A 16,255-nucleotide genomic window follows, 5' to 3' on the forward strand; every position below is an offset into this window, starting at 1 on the left:
CTCCACAGCTACAACAACTACTTGTCGCCAATAGCTATGGAGCAGCAGGCGGCTTGATCACCGTAATCGGTGTCCGGAAAAACTTGACCAGAACAGCTTGCTCGCGATAAAGACCTGCTGAGAACTAGCGTCTGGCCTGACGCTATCGCGAGCAAGCTCACTCCTACAGGTCCTATGCTTGCCGCGAGACAGCGTGGCGTCAGGGCGATCTTCTACAAAAAAATGCATTTCACTTAAAAGATTACATCTGTTCGACAGAAAGCAGTGCACACGGACTAGCTTAGCCCCTTCGAAGGCAAAAAAAGCCCCGCCGTTTGAAGGGCAGGGCTGTTTTGATGCATCAGCTCAAGCGGAGGTTCAGAGCGTCTCGGCCCAAAGGTCGTACTCATCTGCGTCGGTAACGCGGCACATCACCTTGTCGCCTGGCTTGAGGGTGCTGTTCTCATCCAGAGCGATGAACACGTTGCCGTCAATTTCCGGTGCGTCGAAGAAGCAGCGGCCTACGGCGCCTTGTTCGTCAACTTCGTCAATCAGCACTTCGATTTCCCGGCCGATTTTCATTTGCAGGCGAGCTGCGCTGATGGCCTGTTGGTGCGCCATGAAGCGGTCCCAGCGATCCTGTTTGACGTCGTCCGGCACAATGGCCGCGTCCAGCAGGTTGGCCGGCGCGCCCTCAACCGGCGAGTACTGGAAGCAACCGACGCGATCCAGTTGCGCTTCGGTCAGCCAGTCCAGCAGGTATTGGAAGTCTTCTTCGGTTTCGCCTGGGAAGCCAACGATGAAGGTGGAGCGGATGATCAGGTCCGGGCACTGTTCGCGCCAGTTCTTGATGCGGGCCAGGGTCTTGTCTTCGAAAGCCGGGCGCTTCATCAGCTTAAGGACTTTCGGGCTGGCGTGCTGGAAGGGGATATCCAGATACGGCAGGATTTTCCCGGCTGCCATCAGTGGAATCAGCTCGTCAACGTGCGGATATGGGTAAACGTAGTGCAGACGGACCCAGACGCCCATGGTGCTGAGGGCTTGGCACAGCTCGGTCATGCGAGTCTTGACCGGAGCGCCATTCCAGAAGCCGGTGCGGTACTTGATGTCGACACCGTAGGCACTGGTGTCCTGAGAGATCACCAGCAGTTCTTTCACGCCGGATTTGACCAGACGCTGTGCTTCGTCGAGCACATCGCCCACCGGGCGGCTGACCAGCTTGCCGCGCATCGACGGGATAATGCAGAAGCTGCAACTGTGATTGCAGCCTTCGGAAATTTTCAGGTATGCGTAGTGGCGCGGGGTCAGCTTGACGCCTTGTGGCGGCACCAGATCAATCAGCGGGTTGTGATCAAGCTTTGGCGGCGCGGCATCGTGCACAGCGTTGACCACTTGCTCATACTGCTGCGGGCCAGTAACGGACAGCACGCTTGGGTGCACGTCACGGATCACGCTTTCATCAACACCCATGCAACCGGTGACGATGACCTTGCCGTTTTCTTTGATGGCGTCGCCAATCACTTCCAGCGATTCAGCCTTGGCCGCGTCGATGAAGCCGCAGGTGTTGACCACAACAACATCGGCGTCCTGATAAGTCGGCACGACTTCGTAGCCTTCCATGCGCAGTTGGGTGAGGATGCGCTCGGAGTCAACCAAAGCTTTTGGGCAACCCAGACTGACGAACCCGACCTTGGGAGCGGATGGCGTGGTGACGGTGGACATTGACTAACCTCGGCGGAGATGTGGGCTTCGGCATTTAGCCGAGGCAACAGCTGGGCGCTGGTATCCCGTACAGGATTCGTGCGCCTCTGATCAAAAAGTGCGCAATTCTAGCGATCAGCCCTGCGATTGACCAGTGTTATGCAGAGAATTACGACGAGTGCTGCGCTATGCTTCGCGTCGTTACGAAATATGTCTGGTTTTTGCGTAGCCACCAGCACGCAATCTGTATGGGTGAGTCTGAGCACTGTCGTGTGCTTTTGCGGTTCAAACCCAGGTTTCAGGAGTGGTAAATGAGTCAAGCAAACAGTCAGGCTGGAACCGGACATCCAGTGTCAAAACCCTTCGCGCTGTTGATCGCCGCGGTTGGTGTGGTTTACGGCGATATCGGCACCAGCCCGCTGTACACCTTGAAAGAGGTGTTTCAGGGCGGTTATGGCGTAGACGTCACCCATGACGCCGTACTCGGCATTCTGTCGCTGATCTTCTGGTCACTGATCTGGGTCGTTTCCTTCAAGTACATGGCGTTCATCCTGCGTGCTGATAACCAGGGCGAGGGCGGCATCATGGCGCTTACCGCCCTGGCGCGTCGGGCCACCATCAAGTATCCGAAACTGCAAATGACCATGGTCGTTTTCGGTCTGTTCGGTGCCGCGCTGTTTTACGGGGACAGCATGATTACCCCGGCGATCTCGGTGCTGTCGGCCATGGAAGGGTTGGAGCTGGCCTTTGATGGTATCGATCACTGGGTAGTGCCGATGGCGCTGGTGGTGCTGGTTGCGCTGTTTTTGATTCAGCGTCATGGCACTGCGCGTATCGGCGTTTTGTTCGGGCCAGTGATGGTCACCTGGTTTGTCGTGCTTGGGCTGTTGGGGATCAATGGCATTGCGCATCAGCCGGAAGTGCTGCATGCCATGAACCCGGTGTGGGCCGTGCGCTTCTTTATCGTTCATCCAGGCATCGGCGTCGCAATCCTCGGTGCAGTGGTGTTGGCGCTGACCGGTGCCGAAGCGCTGTACGCCGACATGGGCCATTTTGGTCGCAAGCCGATTGCTCGTGCCTGGTTTGCGCTGGTGCTTCCCGCGCTGGTGCTCAACTATTTCGGTCAGGGCGCGCTGGTTCTGGAAAATCCCGAAGCGGCACGTAACCCTTTCTATCTGTTGGCACCCGGTTGGGCTTTGCTGCCGCTGATCGGGCTGTCGACGCTGGCGACGGTAATCGCCTCACAAGCGGTGATTTCCGGCGCGTTCTCCATGACCTTGCAGGCGATCCAGCTTGGCTACATCCCGCGCATGCACATTCAGCATACGTCCAGTGACGCCCAGGGCCAGATTTATATTGGCGCGGTGAACTGGTCGTTGATGGTCGGTGTGATTCTGCTGGTATTGGGGTTCGAGTCTTCTGGCGCGCTGGCCTCGGCCTATGGCGTTGCGGTAACCGGGACCATGTTCTGCACCACCATTCTGGTGTCGTCAGTCATGCTGCTGCTCTGGAAGTGGCCTGCAGTTCTGGCGGTGCCGCTGTTGTTGGCGCTGCTGTTGGTGGACAGTCTGTTCTTCGCTGCCAACGTGCCGAAAGTCATTCAGGGTGGCGCGTTCCCGGTCATTGCCGGGGTGGTGTTGTTTATCCTGATGACCACCTGGAAGCGCGGTAAGCAACTGCTGGTGGAGCGTATCGATGAGGGCGGGCTGCCGCTGCCGATTTTCATCAGCAGTATCCGTGTTCAGCCGCCGCACCGGGTTCAGGGCACAGCGGTGTTCCTGACTGCTCGCAGTGATGCCGTGCCGCATGCGCTGTTGCATAACATGCTGCATAACCAGGTGCTGCATGAGCAGGTTGTGTTGCTGACGGTTGTCTATGAGGACACCCCCCGGGTACCGGCGCAGCAGCGTTTTGAAGTCGAGGCTTATGGCGAAGGCTTCTATCGAGTGATCCTGCATTTTGGCTTTATTGATGAGCCGGATGTGCCCGCTGCACTGGCCCTGTGTCACTTGGAAGAGCTGGATTTCAGCCCAATGCGCACGACTTATTTCCTGAGTCGCGAAACGGTGATCCCTTCGAAGATTGTAGGAATGGCCCGATGGCGTGAGGCGCTGTTTGCATTCATGTTAAAGAACGCCAACGGAAATCTGCGCTTCTTCAAGTTGCCGTTCAACCGGGTTATCGAGCTGGGGACGCAGGTGGAGATGTAGTTTGGCGGTACGCACCGCACATGTTTCCCCCTGTTGGAGCGAGGCTTGCCCGCGAAGAGCGTTAACGCGGTGGGTCTGATCCACCGAGTCAACGGGTTCGCGGGCAAGCCTCGCTCCAACAGGGATGCGGGTCTACATGGACAAACTCCACAACAAAAATCCCCGCAGCCTCACAGCTGACGGGGATTTTTTTGTGTTGCCTTAAAGCGACTTACTGCGCTGTGGTCTTGCCCTGACGCTTGTTGATGAAAGCAATCAAACGCTTGGCCAGAGCCGGGTAGTTTTCGTCGAAGTGGTGACCCCCAGGCAGTTGGAGTTTCTCGCCAACAGCCGTGGTATCAGTACAGCCACTTTCCTTGATCTCTTCCACGCCATACACGCACAGCACTTTATCGCCCGGCAATTTCGCCATTTCCGGACCCGTTTGCAGATCCTTGCCTGCCGCACCTAGCCAGCCATCGACGCGAATCTCGAAACTGCCAGTGCGTGCGAAAGCCAGCAGAATCATGCCGTCGACTCGGTCCTGATCTTCTTGCGCCAGACGGTTATAAACCGCTGGCAGTACATCTGCGCCGAACGAGTAACCCGCCAGAATAAAACGCTTGGCACCCCATTTCTGACGGTAGTGCTGCATCAGCTCGGTCAGGTCAGCTGCGGTCTGCTCAGGGGATTTGTGTTCCCAGTAATAACGCAGCACGTCGATGCCAACCACTGGATAGCCCATGCCGGCCATGTCCCCGGCAACAACTTTGTCCAGATCACGCCAGCCACCGTCACCGGACAGGAACAGCGTCACGGTATCCGAGGGTTGAGCAGCAGGCACTTCGACCACAGGGATGCCCAGACCGCCGCCTTTATCGTCTTCGCCGACCAGCTTGCGGCGCAGCTCGCTGTTGAGGACTTGCGGCAGCTTGATGTCGTAATCGCTGATGCTGGTATCGGCGTTGGCCTGATCGCGCACGAACGCTGCCGGCTCATCGTCCGGAGCATCGTTCCACGCCACCATCCAGTGACCGTGTGGCGCGGCTTTGGGCAGCGGTACGTCACAGATCACCGGTGGGGTCTCGTCGGGCTCAAGTGCCTTGACCGGCTGAGAAGGTACTTCCAGATAGAAGCCTACTGAAATGGCCTCCGCCTTGTCGTTGTTCTGCCCGGCGAGCCAGCGCCATGCGAGCGTTGCGCCTGGGCCGATACCGGCCACAACGGTCGGCGCTTCGTCGAGTTTGCCAAGCGCCTCGTTGAAGGTCTTCTGCTGCAATGTGCAGTCTGCTTTGGGCAGTACGACCTGAATGATTCGGGCAGAGGCATCCTGGCTCAGCGCCTGCAGTTGTTTGTCCGATAGCAAGTCGTCTGCGGTGACTGCCAGTGCGACACGAACCTTGGCTCGGGTGCCCGGTGTGACAGTGGTCAGGGCCGAGCCGTCGGTCAATGTTGAACGGTCCAGTGTTGCCGGTGGGGCGGGGCGGCTCCACAGCCATACCCCGAGAATCAGAACCACAACAAACAGCAGTGCTGCGAGCAAAATGCGCCGGTAGCGTTGAATCATCAGCGTTTCACCAATCCAGTCAGGCCGCCCGCAATCAGGGCAGCGGTGTCAGCCAGTGCCACCAGCGGATCGAGTCCGGCGGGCACGGCCATATAGCGAGGTTCCCAGTCAGGCTGGAATTTGTCTTTGAAGCGACGCAGACCCTGGAAGTTGTAGAGCTGCTCGCCGCGACGGAACACCATCGAACCCAGGCGCTGGGTCAGAGGCGCGCCACGGCGCGGTTGCAAGCCCGACAGCGGCACCATGCCCAGGCTGAAGCGTTCGTAGCCGTGTTCTTTGTAATACAGAATCAGCCCGACCATCATGAACTCCATGGTCAGCTTCGGTGCATCAGGGTGAGCGCGCATCAGGTCCAGGCTGGCAAGGTCACGACGCGAAGTCTCCAGCAGGTTGGCGAACGCCACCGGCTTGCCCTCGAAGTGGATGATCGCGATACGGAAATGCTTGAGGTACTCAGGGCTGAAACGACCCAGCGAGAAGCCTTTTTCACGGACATTCTTGCCGGTAAGCCAGGCGTCGGAGATGATTTTCAGCTCCTCCAGCGGCGCTTGACCTGCTTCATAGATCTCCAGTGACAAACCGTCACGCCCACCCCGATTCCAGGTGTAGCGCAAGTCTTTCATTTCCTTGCCCTTGGCTTCGATATCAAAGCGCAGCAAGTTGACGCGTGCCTCTTCACCCAGCTTGATCGCGGTCAGGCCGATGTCCATATAGAACGGCAGATTTTCTGCGCGCACTTGATAGAACACTGGCCGGGCGTGGTGCACGTCACACAGGTCACGGAATTGCCAGATCAGCTCGGCGCGTTGTTGAGTCGGGCCGATCGGATCATAGAGGGCCACCAGGCTGCGGCCCCGATGGGCGTACATCAGAAATGCATTGCCTTGAGGGTGCAGCAGGACAGCCTTGTCGCCGGTCAGCACCAGCCCGCCGTCAGGCTGTGACGACGCGTTGACGATCTCGGCGGCCTTGGCCAGCTCCGAGGCGTCTGGCAGCTTGATAACCGGGCGCGCAGTGCGCAGTAGCCAGGTCAGGGAAATAATGATCAGCAGCACGGCGCTGCCCAATGCGGAGCGCAAGCCACGAGGGGCGTCCGCGTCCAGCGTGAACTGCCACCACAACTGGTGGCTGTAGGGCACGTCCTGATAGGCGAACAGCAGCAGCCAGAATGAAGCGCCCAATACGCACAGGGTCGCTACCAGATACAGCGGCGAAAAGGGCAGCTCCAGCAGACGGCTCGGGCGGTAGAAAGAGCGGCGGAAGATAGCCAGCAACGCTGCGGTCAGGATTAGCAGTGTGGCTTCTTCATAATCGAAGCCTTTGAGCATCGACAGTGCTGCACCTGCCAGTAGCAGAATGACCGTCAGCATCCATGCGGCCGAGAGGCGACGGCGCAGCCCTTGAGCCAGCAGCAGGCACAGGACGCCAATCAGGCTGGCGCCAAAGTGCGAAAGGTTGATCAGCCGATGAGGGATAAGGAATCCCAGGTCTTCCAGACGTGTATCGATTTCCGGGGTTGCGCCAGAGAACAGCAACACGACGCCGGAAAGGAACACCAGCAGCGCCAGAATCGGTGCCGCCAGACCCGAAGCGACGCGCATCGCCTGTTTGGTTGGCAGCAACCGCTGACCTTCAGTAAACAGCAGCACCAGACACGCCAGTAACAGTGGCAGGACGACGTAAATCATCCGATACAGCAGCAACGCAGCAGCCAGCGGGGCGGCGCCAAGCTCGTTGGCAAAGGCGGCGAGCAGGATGGCCTCGAAAACTCCCACGCCACCGGGTACATGGCTAAGCACGCCAGCGGCGAGGGCCAGCAGATACACCAGTACAAATGCACCGAAGGGAGGGGATTGTGGCAGCAGGAGGTAGAGAACAGTCGCAGCGGCCGCAACGTCCAGTGCCGTAATCACCAGTTGCATCAGCGTCAGGCGTACGCCGGGAAGGCGCAGAGTGCGGCGTCCGGCACGCACCAGCAGGGTATGCGGGATGGTCTGCTCGGGCAGTCGGCGGCGATAAATTGCAATGGCCAGCACAGCGGTCAGCACGAGTACGCCAATAGCGATGCCTGCCAGCACGTTTACCGGGGTGTGCAGCGCCAGCGATGCTCCGGACAGATTGCTCAGGGTTGCCAGTGCTGCCAGCGGTGGCAGGGCGCATCCTAGAGAAAGGCTGGCAAACAGCGTCATACGGGCTACTTCGACCGCGCCAATACCTTTGCGGGAGTACAGTCGATAGCGCACCGAACCGCCCGACAGCATCGACAGGCCTACGGCGTTACCAATGGCGAAGGCTGTGAAGCCGCCCATGGCGAGGGTTTTGTTGGGTAGATCAACCCCGGCGTAACGACTGGCAGACCATTCATAGCCCAGCAGAATAATGAAGCCGATCACCGTGGCCAGCAGGGCACCTGCCAGAGACGCGGCAGGCACACTCAGCAATGAATCCTGCAATGCATAGAGATCAAGCTCGCTCAACATGTGTCGGCAAGCAATCAAGGCCACGGCAAATAGCAGCAACGTAACGCCCAGGCCTATGGGCTGGCGATATTTACTCAACAACTCCAGCCATTGGAGGCGGGCAGGTTGGATGGGTTGATTCGCCGTAACTGCTTCGTTCGGTTCTGACGGGTTGGCGCGCATCAATCACTCCTTGGATCGTGCGCGACAGAATGGAGGTATACAGCCAAGTTACCAATCCCTACGCAAAAAATATTTCGAGATGTTAGCGCGTCATCGTCTAACGAGCGAATGGAGCCTGTTTGTTCATGGAGCTGTTCAGCAACAGTTCAGCTATTAAACAGCTATCGGCAGAGGGCTGCAAAACTGTCGGGTTTTGTAATGTTACGTTACAACGAGAGGGTGTGTTGCGGGGAGGGGAAGGGAAAATTGCTTTCCAGCCAACGGGTTGCCCTGTTTTTTAGGCGTGCACAAAAAAGGCCACTCTTTCGAGTAGCCTTTTTTGATGTTTGGTTGCGGGAGCCGGATTTGAACCGACGACCTTCGGGTTATGAGCCCGACGAGCTACCAGACTGCTCCATCCCGCGTCTGTGTGGCGGCATTCTACAGCCGAACGACGAGGTGTCAACCTTTAATGTGGAAAGTCGGCGAATTAGTCTGAATTGGGTGGTTGGAGATTTAAGTGTCGGACGGGTAAAGATTTTTGCTCGTCACGTTCCGGGAGGTTACATCCTTTCGGATTGACCCTTTTCTGTAGGGGCTCACGAGCACCGCGAGGCAGCGATGGCGGTGTTTCAGACAGATGCTCGTAAGCTTCAGGAGATCTTTACGCACCTTCGTCAAACGACACGCACAAAAAAGGCCACTCTTTCGAGTAGCCTTTTTTGATGTTTGGTTGCGGGAGCCGGATTTGAACCGACGACCTTCGGGTTATGAGCCCGACGAGCTACCAGACTGCTCCATCCCGCGTCTGTGTGGCGGCATTCTACAGCCGAACGCCGGGCTGTCAATGGCTAATTTTCGGAAATTGCTTTTCCTTCAATCGGTTAGCGCTGTTTACTGACCGTCCGGACAAGCTGTAGGCCCCGCTGTACGGGTCTGTCATGCAATGTCGGGGGGATCGAATAGCGAAGCAAATACATCAAATTTTCTCGGGTGTGCGCATCATGAGATGTCACATGTCGATACGGGTGAGATACTGACCGGCCACGCCTCCCGCATAATGCCTACATGACGCAGCGAAAAATCATCCATGTTGACTGTGATTGCTTCTATGCAGCCATCGAAATGCGCGATGACCCTCGACTGGCGGACAAACCGCTGGCGGTAGGTGGCTCTGCGGACAGGCGAGGTGTCATTGCGACCTGCAATTACGAAGCCCGCGCTTATGGTGTGCGCTCGGCCATGTCGTCGCGGCACGCGTTGAAGCTTTGCCCTGACCTCACCATCGTCAAGCCGAGAATGGATGCTTATAAAGAAGCATCCAAAGAAATCCAGACCATCTTCCGTGACTACACCGACCTCATTGAGCCCTTGTCGCTGGATGAGGCGTACCTCGATGTGTCCGACGCCAGTCATTTTTCCGGCAGTGCGACGCGTATTGCGCAGGACATTAGGCGCCGTGTCTCTAAACAGCTGCATATCACGGTGTCCGCTGGCGTTGCGCCTAACAAGTTTCTGGCCAAGATCGCCAGCGACTGGAAGAAGCCCAACGGCTTGTTTGTGATTACCCCGGATCAGGTCGAAGATTTCGTTGCGCAATTACCCGTCAACAAGCTGCACGGTGTCGGCAAGGTGACTGCCGACAAGTTGGGAAAGCTGGGGATTGTCAGTTGTACTGATCTGCGCGACTGGAAGAAGCTGGCGCTGGTGCGAGAGTTTGGTTCGTTCGGCGAGCGTTTGTGGGGGCTGGCTCGGGGTATTGATGAGCGGCCGGTCCAGAATGACAGCAGGCGTCAGTCCGTGAGCGTGGAAAATACTTACGACACCGATCTTCCTGATCTGGCCAGTTGCCTGAAAAAACTACCGGAACTGCTGGAAACCCTGAACGGGCGGGTAGAGCGGATGGAGGGGCAGTACCGGCCTGGCAAACCGTTCGTGAAGGTAAAATTTCACGATTTCACCCAGACCACACTTGAGCAGGCAGGGATCGGTCGGGATCTGGACAGTTTCGAGCATCTGCTCACGCAGGCATTTGCCCGGGGTGGCAAGCCAGTTCGTTTGCTTGGGATTGGTGTGCGTTTGCATGATTTACGAAAAGCACATGAGCAGTTGGAGCTGTTTGCGCGCTGATCGGACTTTTGCAAGCTTCCTGACACCGCGCTCTTTCGCGAAACAAACATCTGACTCGTAGGAGCTGCCGAAGGCTGCGAAGGCGGTGTGTCAGGATAAATGCTTCGCAGCCTTCGGCAGCTCCTACAGAAAAACAGAGCGTTTCAGGTCACTTTTCCGCGCCGGGATCTGCTACCAGTCGGCCCGCATCCTTGGCCAGCGATTTCAGGAATTCGCGCTGCAACTGCGGATCGTCCCGGGTCATTTCAATCAGGCTTTGTTCGAGGTCACTGGCTTCCTCTTCAAGTCCCAGATCAGAAAGGCGCTTGACCCGGTAAACCCACTGGCTAACTTCGTCATCTTCCAGATCGTCGTAAATCAGGCCATGAGCTTCGATCAATTTGCCGCGCAGGCTACGACTGACCACCAGGTCTGCATTGGCGTGGGTGTTGTCCTGATCATCTTCGACGCTCAAATACAGGCGGGTGACATGACTCAAATCCTGTTCAGCAAACGGGCTGTCCAGCAGGCTCAGGCGCAATACGCCATTGCGATCGGTCATCAACTCGTGCGTCTGGGATCCGGCCTTGACTGTTACCGGGCGTTCACTCCATGGCAGTGTCGTGTTTTCGATTCTCTTGTCCTGCTGTACTTCGTTGATACCCGCCAGGTTTTGCTGAGCGCGGCCATGGGAGGGGGCATTCATGAAAGGGTTGAGCCCGGCGACACCGTAGTTGATCCAGTCTTTGGTCACGCTGTCAGGTAGGCGGCCCAGAGCGAAGACATTGACCACGTTGGCACCGACGCCCGCGACAACGGCCACTGCGCCCAAGGGAATCTCGTAGATTTCCCGCCAGGGCTGATAGGGCGTGTAACGGTCGTAATGACGAGTCACTTCAAATTCAGTGACCTCAAAGGTCCGCTGCTCGTGAATACGCACACGCCGTTGCGGCAGCTCAAGGGTTTTGGGCTCGCCGAGGTCGATCTGGACGCTGTGTGAGAGCAATTTGCGCTCGATGCGTTCTTCGTGCTCGCTGCGTTGCGACAGTTGATTGGCGCAGCCGCTGACCAGGGTGGCGCAAAACAGCACGCAGCCCAGGCTGAAAGGGGATCGCTTGAACATGAGATCTCTTGCGAATTAAGGCGCGTCTTTGCTGAAACGATAGCGCCCATCTTTCGATGGGCGCTATCAGGACTCAGCGACTGACGCGGCCCTGGATGAAGGACAGTACCTCAGCAACCGGCAGGGCCTGGGCTTCGGACTCGGTCCGGCTCTTGTATTCCAGGTTACCTTCGGCAAGGCCGCGATCACTGACGACGATACGATGCGGTATGCCAATCAGCTCCATGTCGGCAAACTTGTTGCCAGGACTGGTTTTCTTGTCGCGATCATCGAGCAGTACTTCGAAACCTGCGGCGGTCAGTTCGGCGTACAGCTTGTCGGTCGCTTCGTGGACTGCGTCAGTTTCGTAGCGCAGCGGAACCAGAGCGATCTGGAAGGGCGCCAGGGTGTCATTCCAGATGATGCCGTTATCGTCGCTGTTCTGCTCGATTGCAGCAGCAACCACGCGGGACACACCGATGCCGTAGCAGCCCATGGACAGGTTCACCGGTTTGCCATTTTCGCCCAGTACCTGACACTTCATGGCTTCGCTGTACTTGGTGCCCAGCTGGAAGATGTGGCCGACCTCGATACCGCGTTTGATTTCAAGGGTGCCTTTGCCATCCGGGCTAGGGTCGCCAGCAACAACGTTACGCAGATCGGCGACGGCCGGAACTGGCAGGTCGCGTTCCCAGTTGACGCCGAAGTAGTGCTTGTCGTCGATGTTTGCACCAATGGCGAAGTCGCTCATCAGTTCAACCGAACGGTCGATGATGCAAGGCAGCGGCAGATTCAGCGGGCCGAGGGATCCAGCACCGGCGCCAATTGCAGCGCGCAGTTCGGCTTCGGAAGCCATGACCAGAGGGCTCGCAACCTGCTCAAGTTTGGCGGCTTTGATTTCGTTCAGTTCGTGGTCGCCACGAATGATCAAGGCAATCAGCTTGCCTTCTTCTGCGGCGTGTACCACCAGGGTCTTGATGGTCTTCTCGATCGGCAGGTTGAAGCCTTCCACCAGTTGCGCAATGGTCTTGGCGTCAGGTGTGTCGATCAGGCGCAGCTCTTCAGTTGCAGCGCCACGGCTGGTTTCGCGTGGTACGGCTTCGGCTTTTTCAATGTTCGCAGCGTAATCGGAGCCATTGCTGAATACGATATCGTCTTCGCCAGACTCGGCCAGGACGTGGAACTCGTGGGAGCCTGCGCCACCGATCGAGCCATTATCGGCTTCAACCGGGCGGAATTTCAGGCCCAGACGCGAGAACACGTTGCAGTACGCCAGATGCATGCGATCGTAGGTGATCTGCAACGAAGCGTGATCAGCATGGAACGAGTAGGCGTCTTTCATGAGGAACTCGCGGCCACGCATCAGACCGAAGCGCGGGCGAATTTCGTCGCGGAATTTGGTCTGGATCTGGTACAGATTGATCGGCAGCTGTTTATAGCTGTTGAGCTCGTTACGGGCCAGATCGGTGATGACTTCTTCGTGAGTCGGGCCTAGACAGAATTCACGGTTGTGCCGGTCAGTCAGGCGCATCAGTTCAGGACCGTACTGTTCCCAGCGGCCGGATTCTTGCCACAACTCGGCGGGCTGGATACCAGGCATCAGTACTTCCAGTGCGCCAGCAGCGTCCATTTCTTCACGAACGATGGCTTCGACCTTGCGTAATACGCGCAAGCCCATGGGCAGCCACGTGTACAGACCGGAAGCAAGTTTGCGAATCATGCCCGCACGCAGCATGAGCTGGTGGCTGATCACGACCGCATCGGAAGGGGTTTCTTTCTGTGTGGCGAGCAAAAATTGACTGGTGCGCATGGTTGGCCGTTGTCGGTTGCTGAGACTGGAAATGACTGGGCATTGTACGGACAGTGTCTAGTCTCGTACAGGCCGCGACCGCCTCAGGATTGCAGCGAAATCAGATTCGCCCATGTATGAAAAAGCCCGGCCTAAGCCGGGCTTTTCTTTAAACGAGAAGCTGAGTGGCGATTACAGGATCGAGATCGGGTAGTCGACAATCAGACGGAACTCGTTAACGTCGCCTTCAGCCTGGTCAGTGTTGCCACGGTGCCATGCTTGACGAATGCGGAACGACATATCTTTGACGGGGCCAGTCTGAACCACATACTTGGCTTCAAGGTTGGTCTCGTGGTGCTTGCCGTCAGCGCCATAGCCATAAGCTCTGTAGGGGCTATCGGCTGCCATTTTAGTGCCGTCAATGCCATCGCCGGTCACGTAACGAGTCATGAAGCTCAGGCCTGGCACGCCATACGGAGCCATGTTCAGGTCGTAGCGAGCCTGCCAGGATTTTTCACCAGGACCGTTGAAGTCAGAGTACTGAATAGAGTTATTCAGGAAAATCGAGTCGCCACCCTTGTTGTTGTCACCGATACCGATGTAGTCGAACGGGGTGTCACCGTTGATTTTCTGGAAGGCCAGAGTCACGGTGTGTGCTGCGGCGAACGAGTAAGCAACCGAGCCGGAGAAGGCGGTGTTGCTGATGTCGCCAGCTTTAGAGCTGCCGGTATCAGTGGTGCGATAGATGTTGGCATCGAACGCCAGGGACTGATCGTCAGTCAATGGCAGCGCGTAGTTCATGTTGGCGTAATACTGGTTCCAGATGTCTTCCAGTTTGGCAGCATAGAAAGCAACGCCAAGCGAGTCAGTGATAGCGTATTTGCCGCCTGCGAAGTCTGCGCTATTGGCTGTAATCGGTGTACCCACCGAGGCGTAGTTGGCAAAGATATTGCCATCGTGGCTGTTATCGTTCTGGCTGGTACCGGAGTAGAAGTGACCGGCTTCAACGTCCAGACCCGCGATTTCGCTGCTTTGCAGGCTGATACCGCTAGCGGTCTGAGGCAAGAGGCGGGAGCCGCCCACTGCGAATACAGGGCTGGTAGGCTGCATGTCGCCGATTTTCAGTTCGGTTTTCGATACTCGGAATTTAACAGCGCCGCCGGCCTTGCCCTGCTCATCGCGGTTATCGCCATTGCTATCGAGGCTCAGGTTGCCCGAGCCAGCATATTGGTTCTGACCATCCAGCTTCAGACCCCAGTAGCCGAATGCTTCAACGCCAACACCAATGGTGCCTTGAGTGTAGCCAGTGCTGAAGTTGCCCCAGAAACCTTGGGTCCAGTCACGCTGATCACCGCCACCATTTTTGCCATCGCGGTTGAAATAATAGTTGCGAGCCTTCACGTCCAGCGTGCTGCCGTCAATGAAACCCTTGGCATCAGCCTGATCGCTGACGAACGGTGCAGCCGTTGCCAATTGGGTGCTGGCAGCAGTAACGGCCAGTGCGATTGCGCTCCACTTCATCACTCTCATTGTGACTTGCTCCTTTGGTTTTTAAGAGAAGAGTACCGCCGTCCACCTGTTTTTTTATCTGGACGGCTCTTTCTTTTTTTGTGTCGGCGAAACTTATATCCCGCTGACAATGGTGGCTATAGTTACAGACCTAACCTTGCAAAATCTTTACAGCGCTGTCGCAAATAATTACGGTCCATGTCGCAAACACAAGCCTCCAACGGTGCTGATCATCAACGATCTGGCCATTGAAATATCAGTCTTGTGCCTTCCCTGCGTATTCCTTTAGTGGATGATTTTCTCCACCTTTCGTGATTGCCCGTCTTCTGTTTTCCGCCAGAGGATCGTCCAACCTTGCCCAGTAACATAGCAACAACCGTGCACAAAGCTAAGCAGAATGAGAAAAAAACGTGAAAAAACTAGTATTTACTTTCGCTGTTATCGGTAACCTATTGAAAATAAAATAAAAAATATTTCCTTTCTTTTTAGAGGGGATAGGGTTTTTTCGTTGGCATGACGTGTTTGGCCGTCGGCAGCGTTACCTTGATGGGTTTGGCTTGGGGAGATTCGTCATGATCGGGGTGTCTGCACAAATAAGGTGAGTCCTTTTGGTGCGATGACCGCCTTTAATGCATTAATGTGGGTCTCTGCTATCTCGCGTGACTCCCAAGTTGCTCCGCAGCGTTTCATCTTCATGACGCAATCGGTTTTTCGGGGTCGTGGCTTATAGGCTCAGATCGCTTGATCTGTAGCGATACGTAACAGCGGTTGTAACGATGGCATCGGTGGCTGTGCGCGAAAAAGGGGCGATGGCTGCGCTCCGGGGTATTTGCTGGTGCGTGATGCTGTCGCGTCTTTCGGGTGAATGAGCAAGGCGCAGAGCCTGAGCCGCTGGCAAAAGCTGTCCGTGAATCAGGTAAGCGATGAAGTCGAGGTTTTTCCCGAGTATCCTGCCGGTTACTGTGCGGCGATATCTGAAATACAAGTCGGCGCAAATTTAACCTGTAGATCAGGAGTTACATCGTGTTCGCTCTGGATTCACGCTTGCAAGAAGATACTTTACTGATCGGCGATTTCCCGTTGTGCCGACTGCTGCTGTCCAATGATTCAAATTATCCCTGGTTCATTCTGGTGCCTCGGCGTTTGGACATTACCGAGGTGTTCCAGCTGGATGCGCGGGATCAGTTGCAGTTGTGGCAGGAAACTACGCTGCTGTCAGAGCAATTGAAGGGCTTGTTCAACGCTGACAAGCTTAATGTGGCAGCGTTGGGTAACGTCGTCAGCCAACTGCATATGCATGTGATCGTGCGGCGTCGAAGCGACATCGCCTGGCCGGCGCCTGTCTGGGGCAAGCATCCGGCTACGCCTTATACAGCGCAGGAGTTTTCACTGATCAAGGATCAGCTGCGAGCAGTTCTGGTCAAGGACTTCGTCTTCGCGGAGGAGTCGGTATGAGTCTTGAGGCACGAGTGACCGATCTGGAGAGCCGACTGGCTTTTCAGGACGATACGATTCAGGCGTTGAACGACGTGCTGGTTGCTCAGCAGCGAGCATTGGATCGTCTGCAGCAGCAATTTGCGGCAATGCTCAAGCGTCAGGAGGAAATGGGGAGTCAGTTCGAGATTTTCGGCGAGGATGCGCCTCCGCCTCATTACTGAGTTTTCGCACCGCACAAAAAAACGGCCTTCT

The 16,255-nt window shown here is 56.6% G+C and carries 10 protein-coding genes and 2 tRNA genes; 4 read left to right on the forward strand and 8 right to left on the reverse strand.

Annotated elements, in window-relative coordinates; all coding sequences use genetic code 11:
• Nucleotides 1–357 precede the first annotated feature (357 nt).
• Nucleotides 358–1,701: a 30S ribosomal protein S12 methylthiotransferase RimO gene (gene rimO, locus AO242_RS13105; protein WP_099269061.1), complete on the reverse strand. Its 1,344-nt coding sequence runs from the start codon at nt 1,699–1,701 to the stop codon at nt 358–360.
• A gap of 290 nt (nt 1,702–1,991) precedes the next feature.
• On the opposite strand from rimO, the gene AO242_RS13115 reads away from it, so the two are divergent.
• Complete coding sequence (locus AO242_RS13115) at nt 1,992–3,890, forward strand: potassium transporter Kup (protein WP_099269063.1); 1,899 nt, start codon at nt 1,992–1,994, stop codon at nt 3,888–3,890.
• A 211-nt stretch (nt 3,891–4,101) separates the two neighbouring features.
• Here AO242_RS13115 and AO242_RS13125 read toward each other — a convergent pair whose 3' ends face one another.
• From AO242_RS13125 to AO242_RS13140, 4 genes are all read right to left on the reverse strand, one after another.
• Nucleotides 4,102–5,436 carry a virulence factor family protein gene (locus AO242_RS13125; protein WP_099269064.1) on the reverse strand — a complete coding sequence of 445 codons (1,335 nt, stop codon included), beginning with the start codon at nt 5,434–5,436 and terminating at the stop codon, nt 4,102–4,104.
• Entirely contained in the window at nt 5,436–8,078 is a 2,643-nt protein-coding gene (gene mprF / locus AO242_RS13130; RefSeq protein WP_099269065.1) for a bifunctional lysylphosphatidylglycerol flippase/synthetase MprF, read from the reverse strand. Before mprF ends, AO242_RS13125 begins: the two co-directional genes overlap by 1 nt.
• Nucleotides 8,079–8,405: 327 nt before the next feature.
• A tRNA-Met gene (locus tag AO242_RS13135) sits at nt 8,406–8,482 on the reverse strand.
• A gap of 305 nt (nt 8,483–8,787) precedes the next feature.
• Nucleotides 8,788–8,864, reverse strand: a tRNA-Met gene (locus AO242_RS13140).
• A gap of 261 nt (nt 8,865–9,125) precedes the next feature.
• Here AO242_RS13140 and dinB point away from each other — a divergent pair.
• A complete protein-coding gene (dinB, locus tag AO242_RS13145; protein ID WP_027899358.1) occupies nt 9,126–10,187 on the forward strand; it encodes a DNA polymerase IV in 1,062 nt (353 codons plus the stop codon).
• A gap of 148 nt (nt 10,188–10,335) precedes the next feature.
• Here dinB and AO242_RS13150 read toward each other — a convergent pair whose 3' ends face one another.
• The 3 genes from AO242_RS13150 to AO242_RS13160 all read right to left on the reverse strand — a co-directional run bounded on the left by AO242_RS13150 (nt 10,336) and on the right by AO242_RS13160 (nt 14,587).
• A complete protein-coding gene (locus tag AO242_RS13150) occupies nt 10,336–11,289 on the reverse strand; it encodes a hypothetical protein (protein WP_099269066.1) in 954 nt (317 codons plus the stop codon).
• Nucleotides 11,290–11,362: 73 nt separating this feature from the next.
• Nucleotides 11,363–13,078 (reverse strand): proline--tRNA ligase, encoded by a 1,716-nt coding sequence (locus AO242_RS13155; RefSeq protein WP_099269067.1) that lies wholly within the window; start codon nt 13,076–13,078, stop codon nt 11,363–11,365.
• Between the two features lie 171 nt (nt 13,079–13,249).
• Nucleotides 13,250–14,587, reverse strand: coding sequence for an OprD family porin (locus tag AO242_RS13160; RefSeq protein WP_099269068.1), 1,338 nt, complete (start codon nt 14,585–14,587; stop codon nt 13,250–13,252).
• A gap of 1,002 nt (nt 14,588–15,589) precedes the next feature.
• Between AO242_RS13160 and AO242_RS13165 the strand changes: the two genes are divergently transcribed.
• Nucleotides 15,590–16,021 carry an HIT family protein gene (locus AO242_RS13165; RefSeq protein WP_099269069.1) on the forward strand — a complete coding sequence of 144 codons (432 nt, stop codon included), beginning with the start codon at nt 15,590–15,592 and terminating at the stop codon, nt 16,019–16,021.
• Nucleotides 16,018–16,224: a SlyX family protein gene (locus AO242_RS13170; protein ID WP_027898115.1), complete on the forward strand. Its 207-nt coding sequence runs from the start codon at nt 16,018–16,020 to the stop codon at nt 16,222–16,224. The genes AO242_RS13165 and AO242_RS13170 overlap by 4 nt, the downstream gene beginning before the upstream one ends.
• Nucleotides 16,225–16,255 lie beyond the last annotated feature (31 nt).

Source organism: Pseudomonas sp. ICMP 561, assembly GCF_002699985.1.
Classification (GTDB): Bacteria; Pseudomonadota; Gammaproteobacteria; order Pseudomonadales; family Pseudomonadaceae; genus Aquipseudomonas; species Aquipseudomonas quasicaspiana.

Bases quoted from the DNA above. Each gene is read 5' to 3' on its own strand.
- rimO (WP_099269061.1), bottom strand. From the start codon at position 1,701: ATGTCCACCGTCACCACGCCATCCGCTCCCAAGGTCGGGTTCGTCAGT.
- AO242_RS13115 (WP_099269063.1), top strand. From the start codon at position 1,992: ATGAGTCAAGCAAACAGTCAGGCTGGAACCGGACATCCAGTGTCAAAA.
- AO242_RS13125 (WP_099269064.1), bottom strand. From the start codon at position 5,436: ATGATTCAACGCTACCGGCGCATTTTGCTCGCAGCACTGCTGTTTGTT.
- mprF (WP_099269065.1), bottom strand. From the start codon at position 8,078: ATGCGCGCCAACCCGTCAGAACCGAACGAAGCAGTTACGGCGAATCAA.
- dinB (WP_027899358.1), top strand. From the start codon at position 9,126: ATGACGCAGCGAAAAATCATCCATGTTGACTGTGATTGCTTCTATGCA.
- AO242_RS13150 (WP_099269066.1), bottom strand. From the start codon at position 11,289: ATGTTCAAGCGATCCCCTTTCAGCCTGGGCTGCGTGCTGTTTTGCGCC.
- AO242_RS13155 (WP_099269067.1), bottom strand. From the start codon at position 13,078: ATGCGCACCAGTCAATTTTTGCTCGCCACACAGAAAGAAACCCCTTCC.
- AO242_RS13160 (WP_099269068.1), bottom strand. From the start codon at position 14,587: ATGAGAGTGATGAAGTGGAGCGCAATCGCACTGGCCGTTACTGCTGCC.
- AO242_RS13170 (WP_027898115.1), top strand. From the start codon at position 16,018: ATGAGTCTTGAGGCACGAGTGACCGATCTGGAGAGCCGACTGGCTTTT.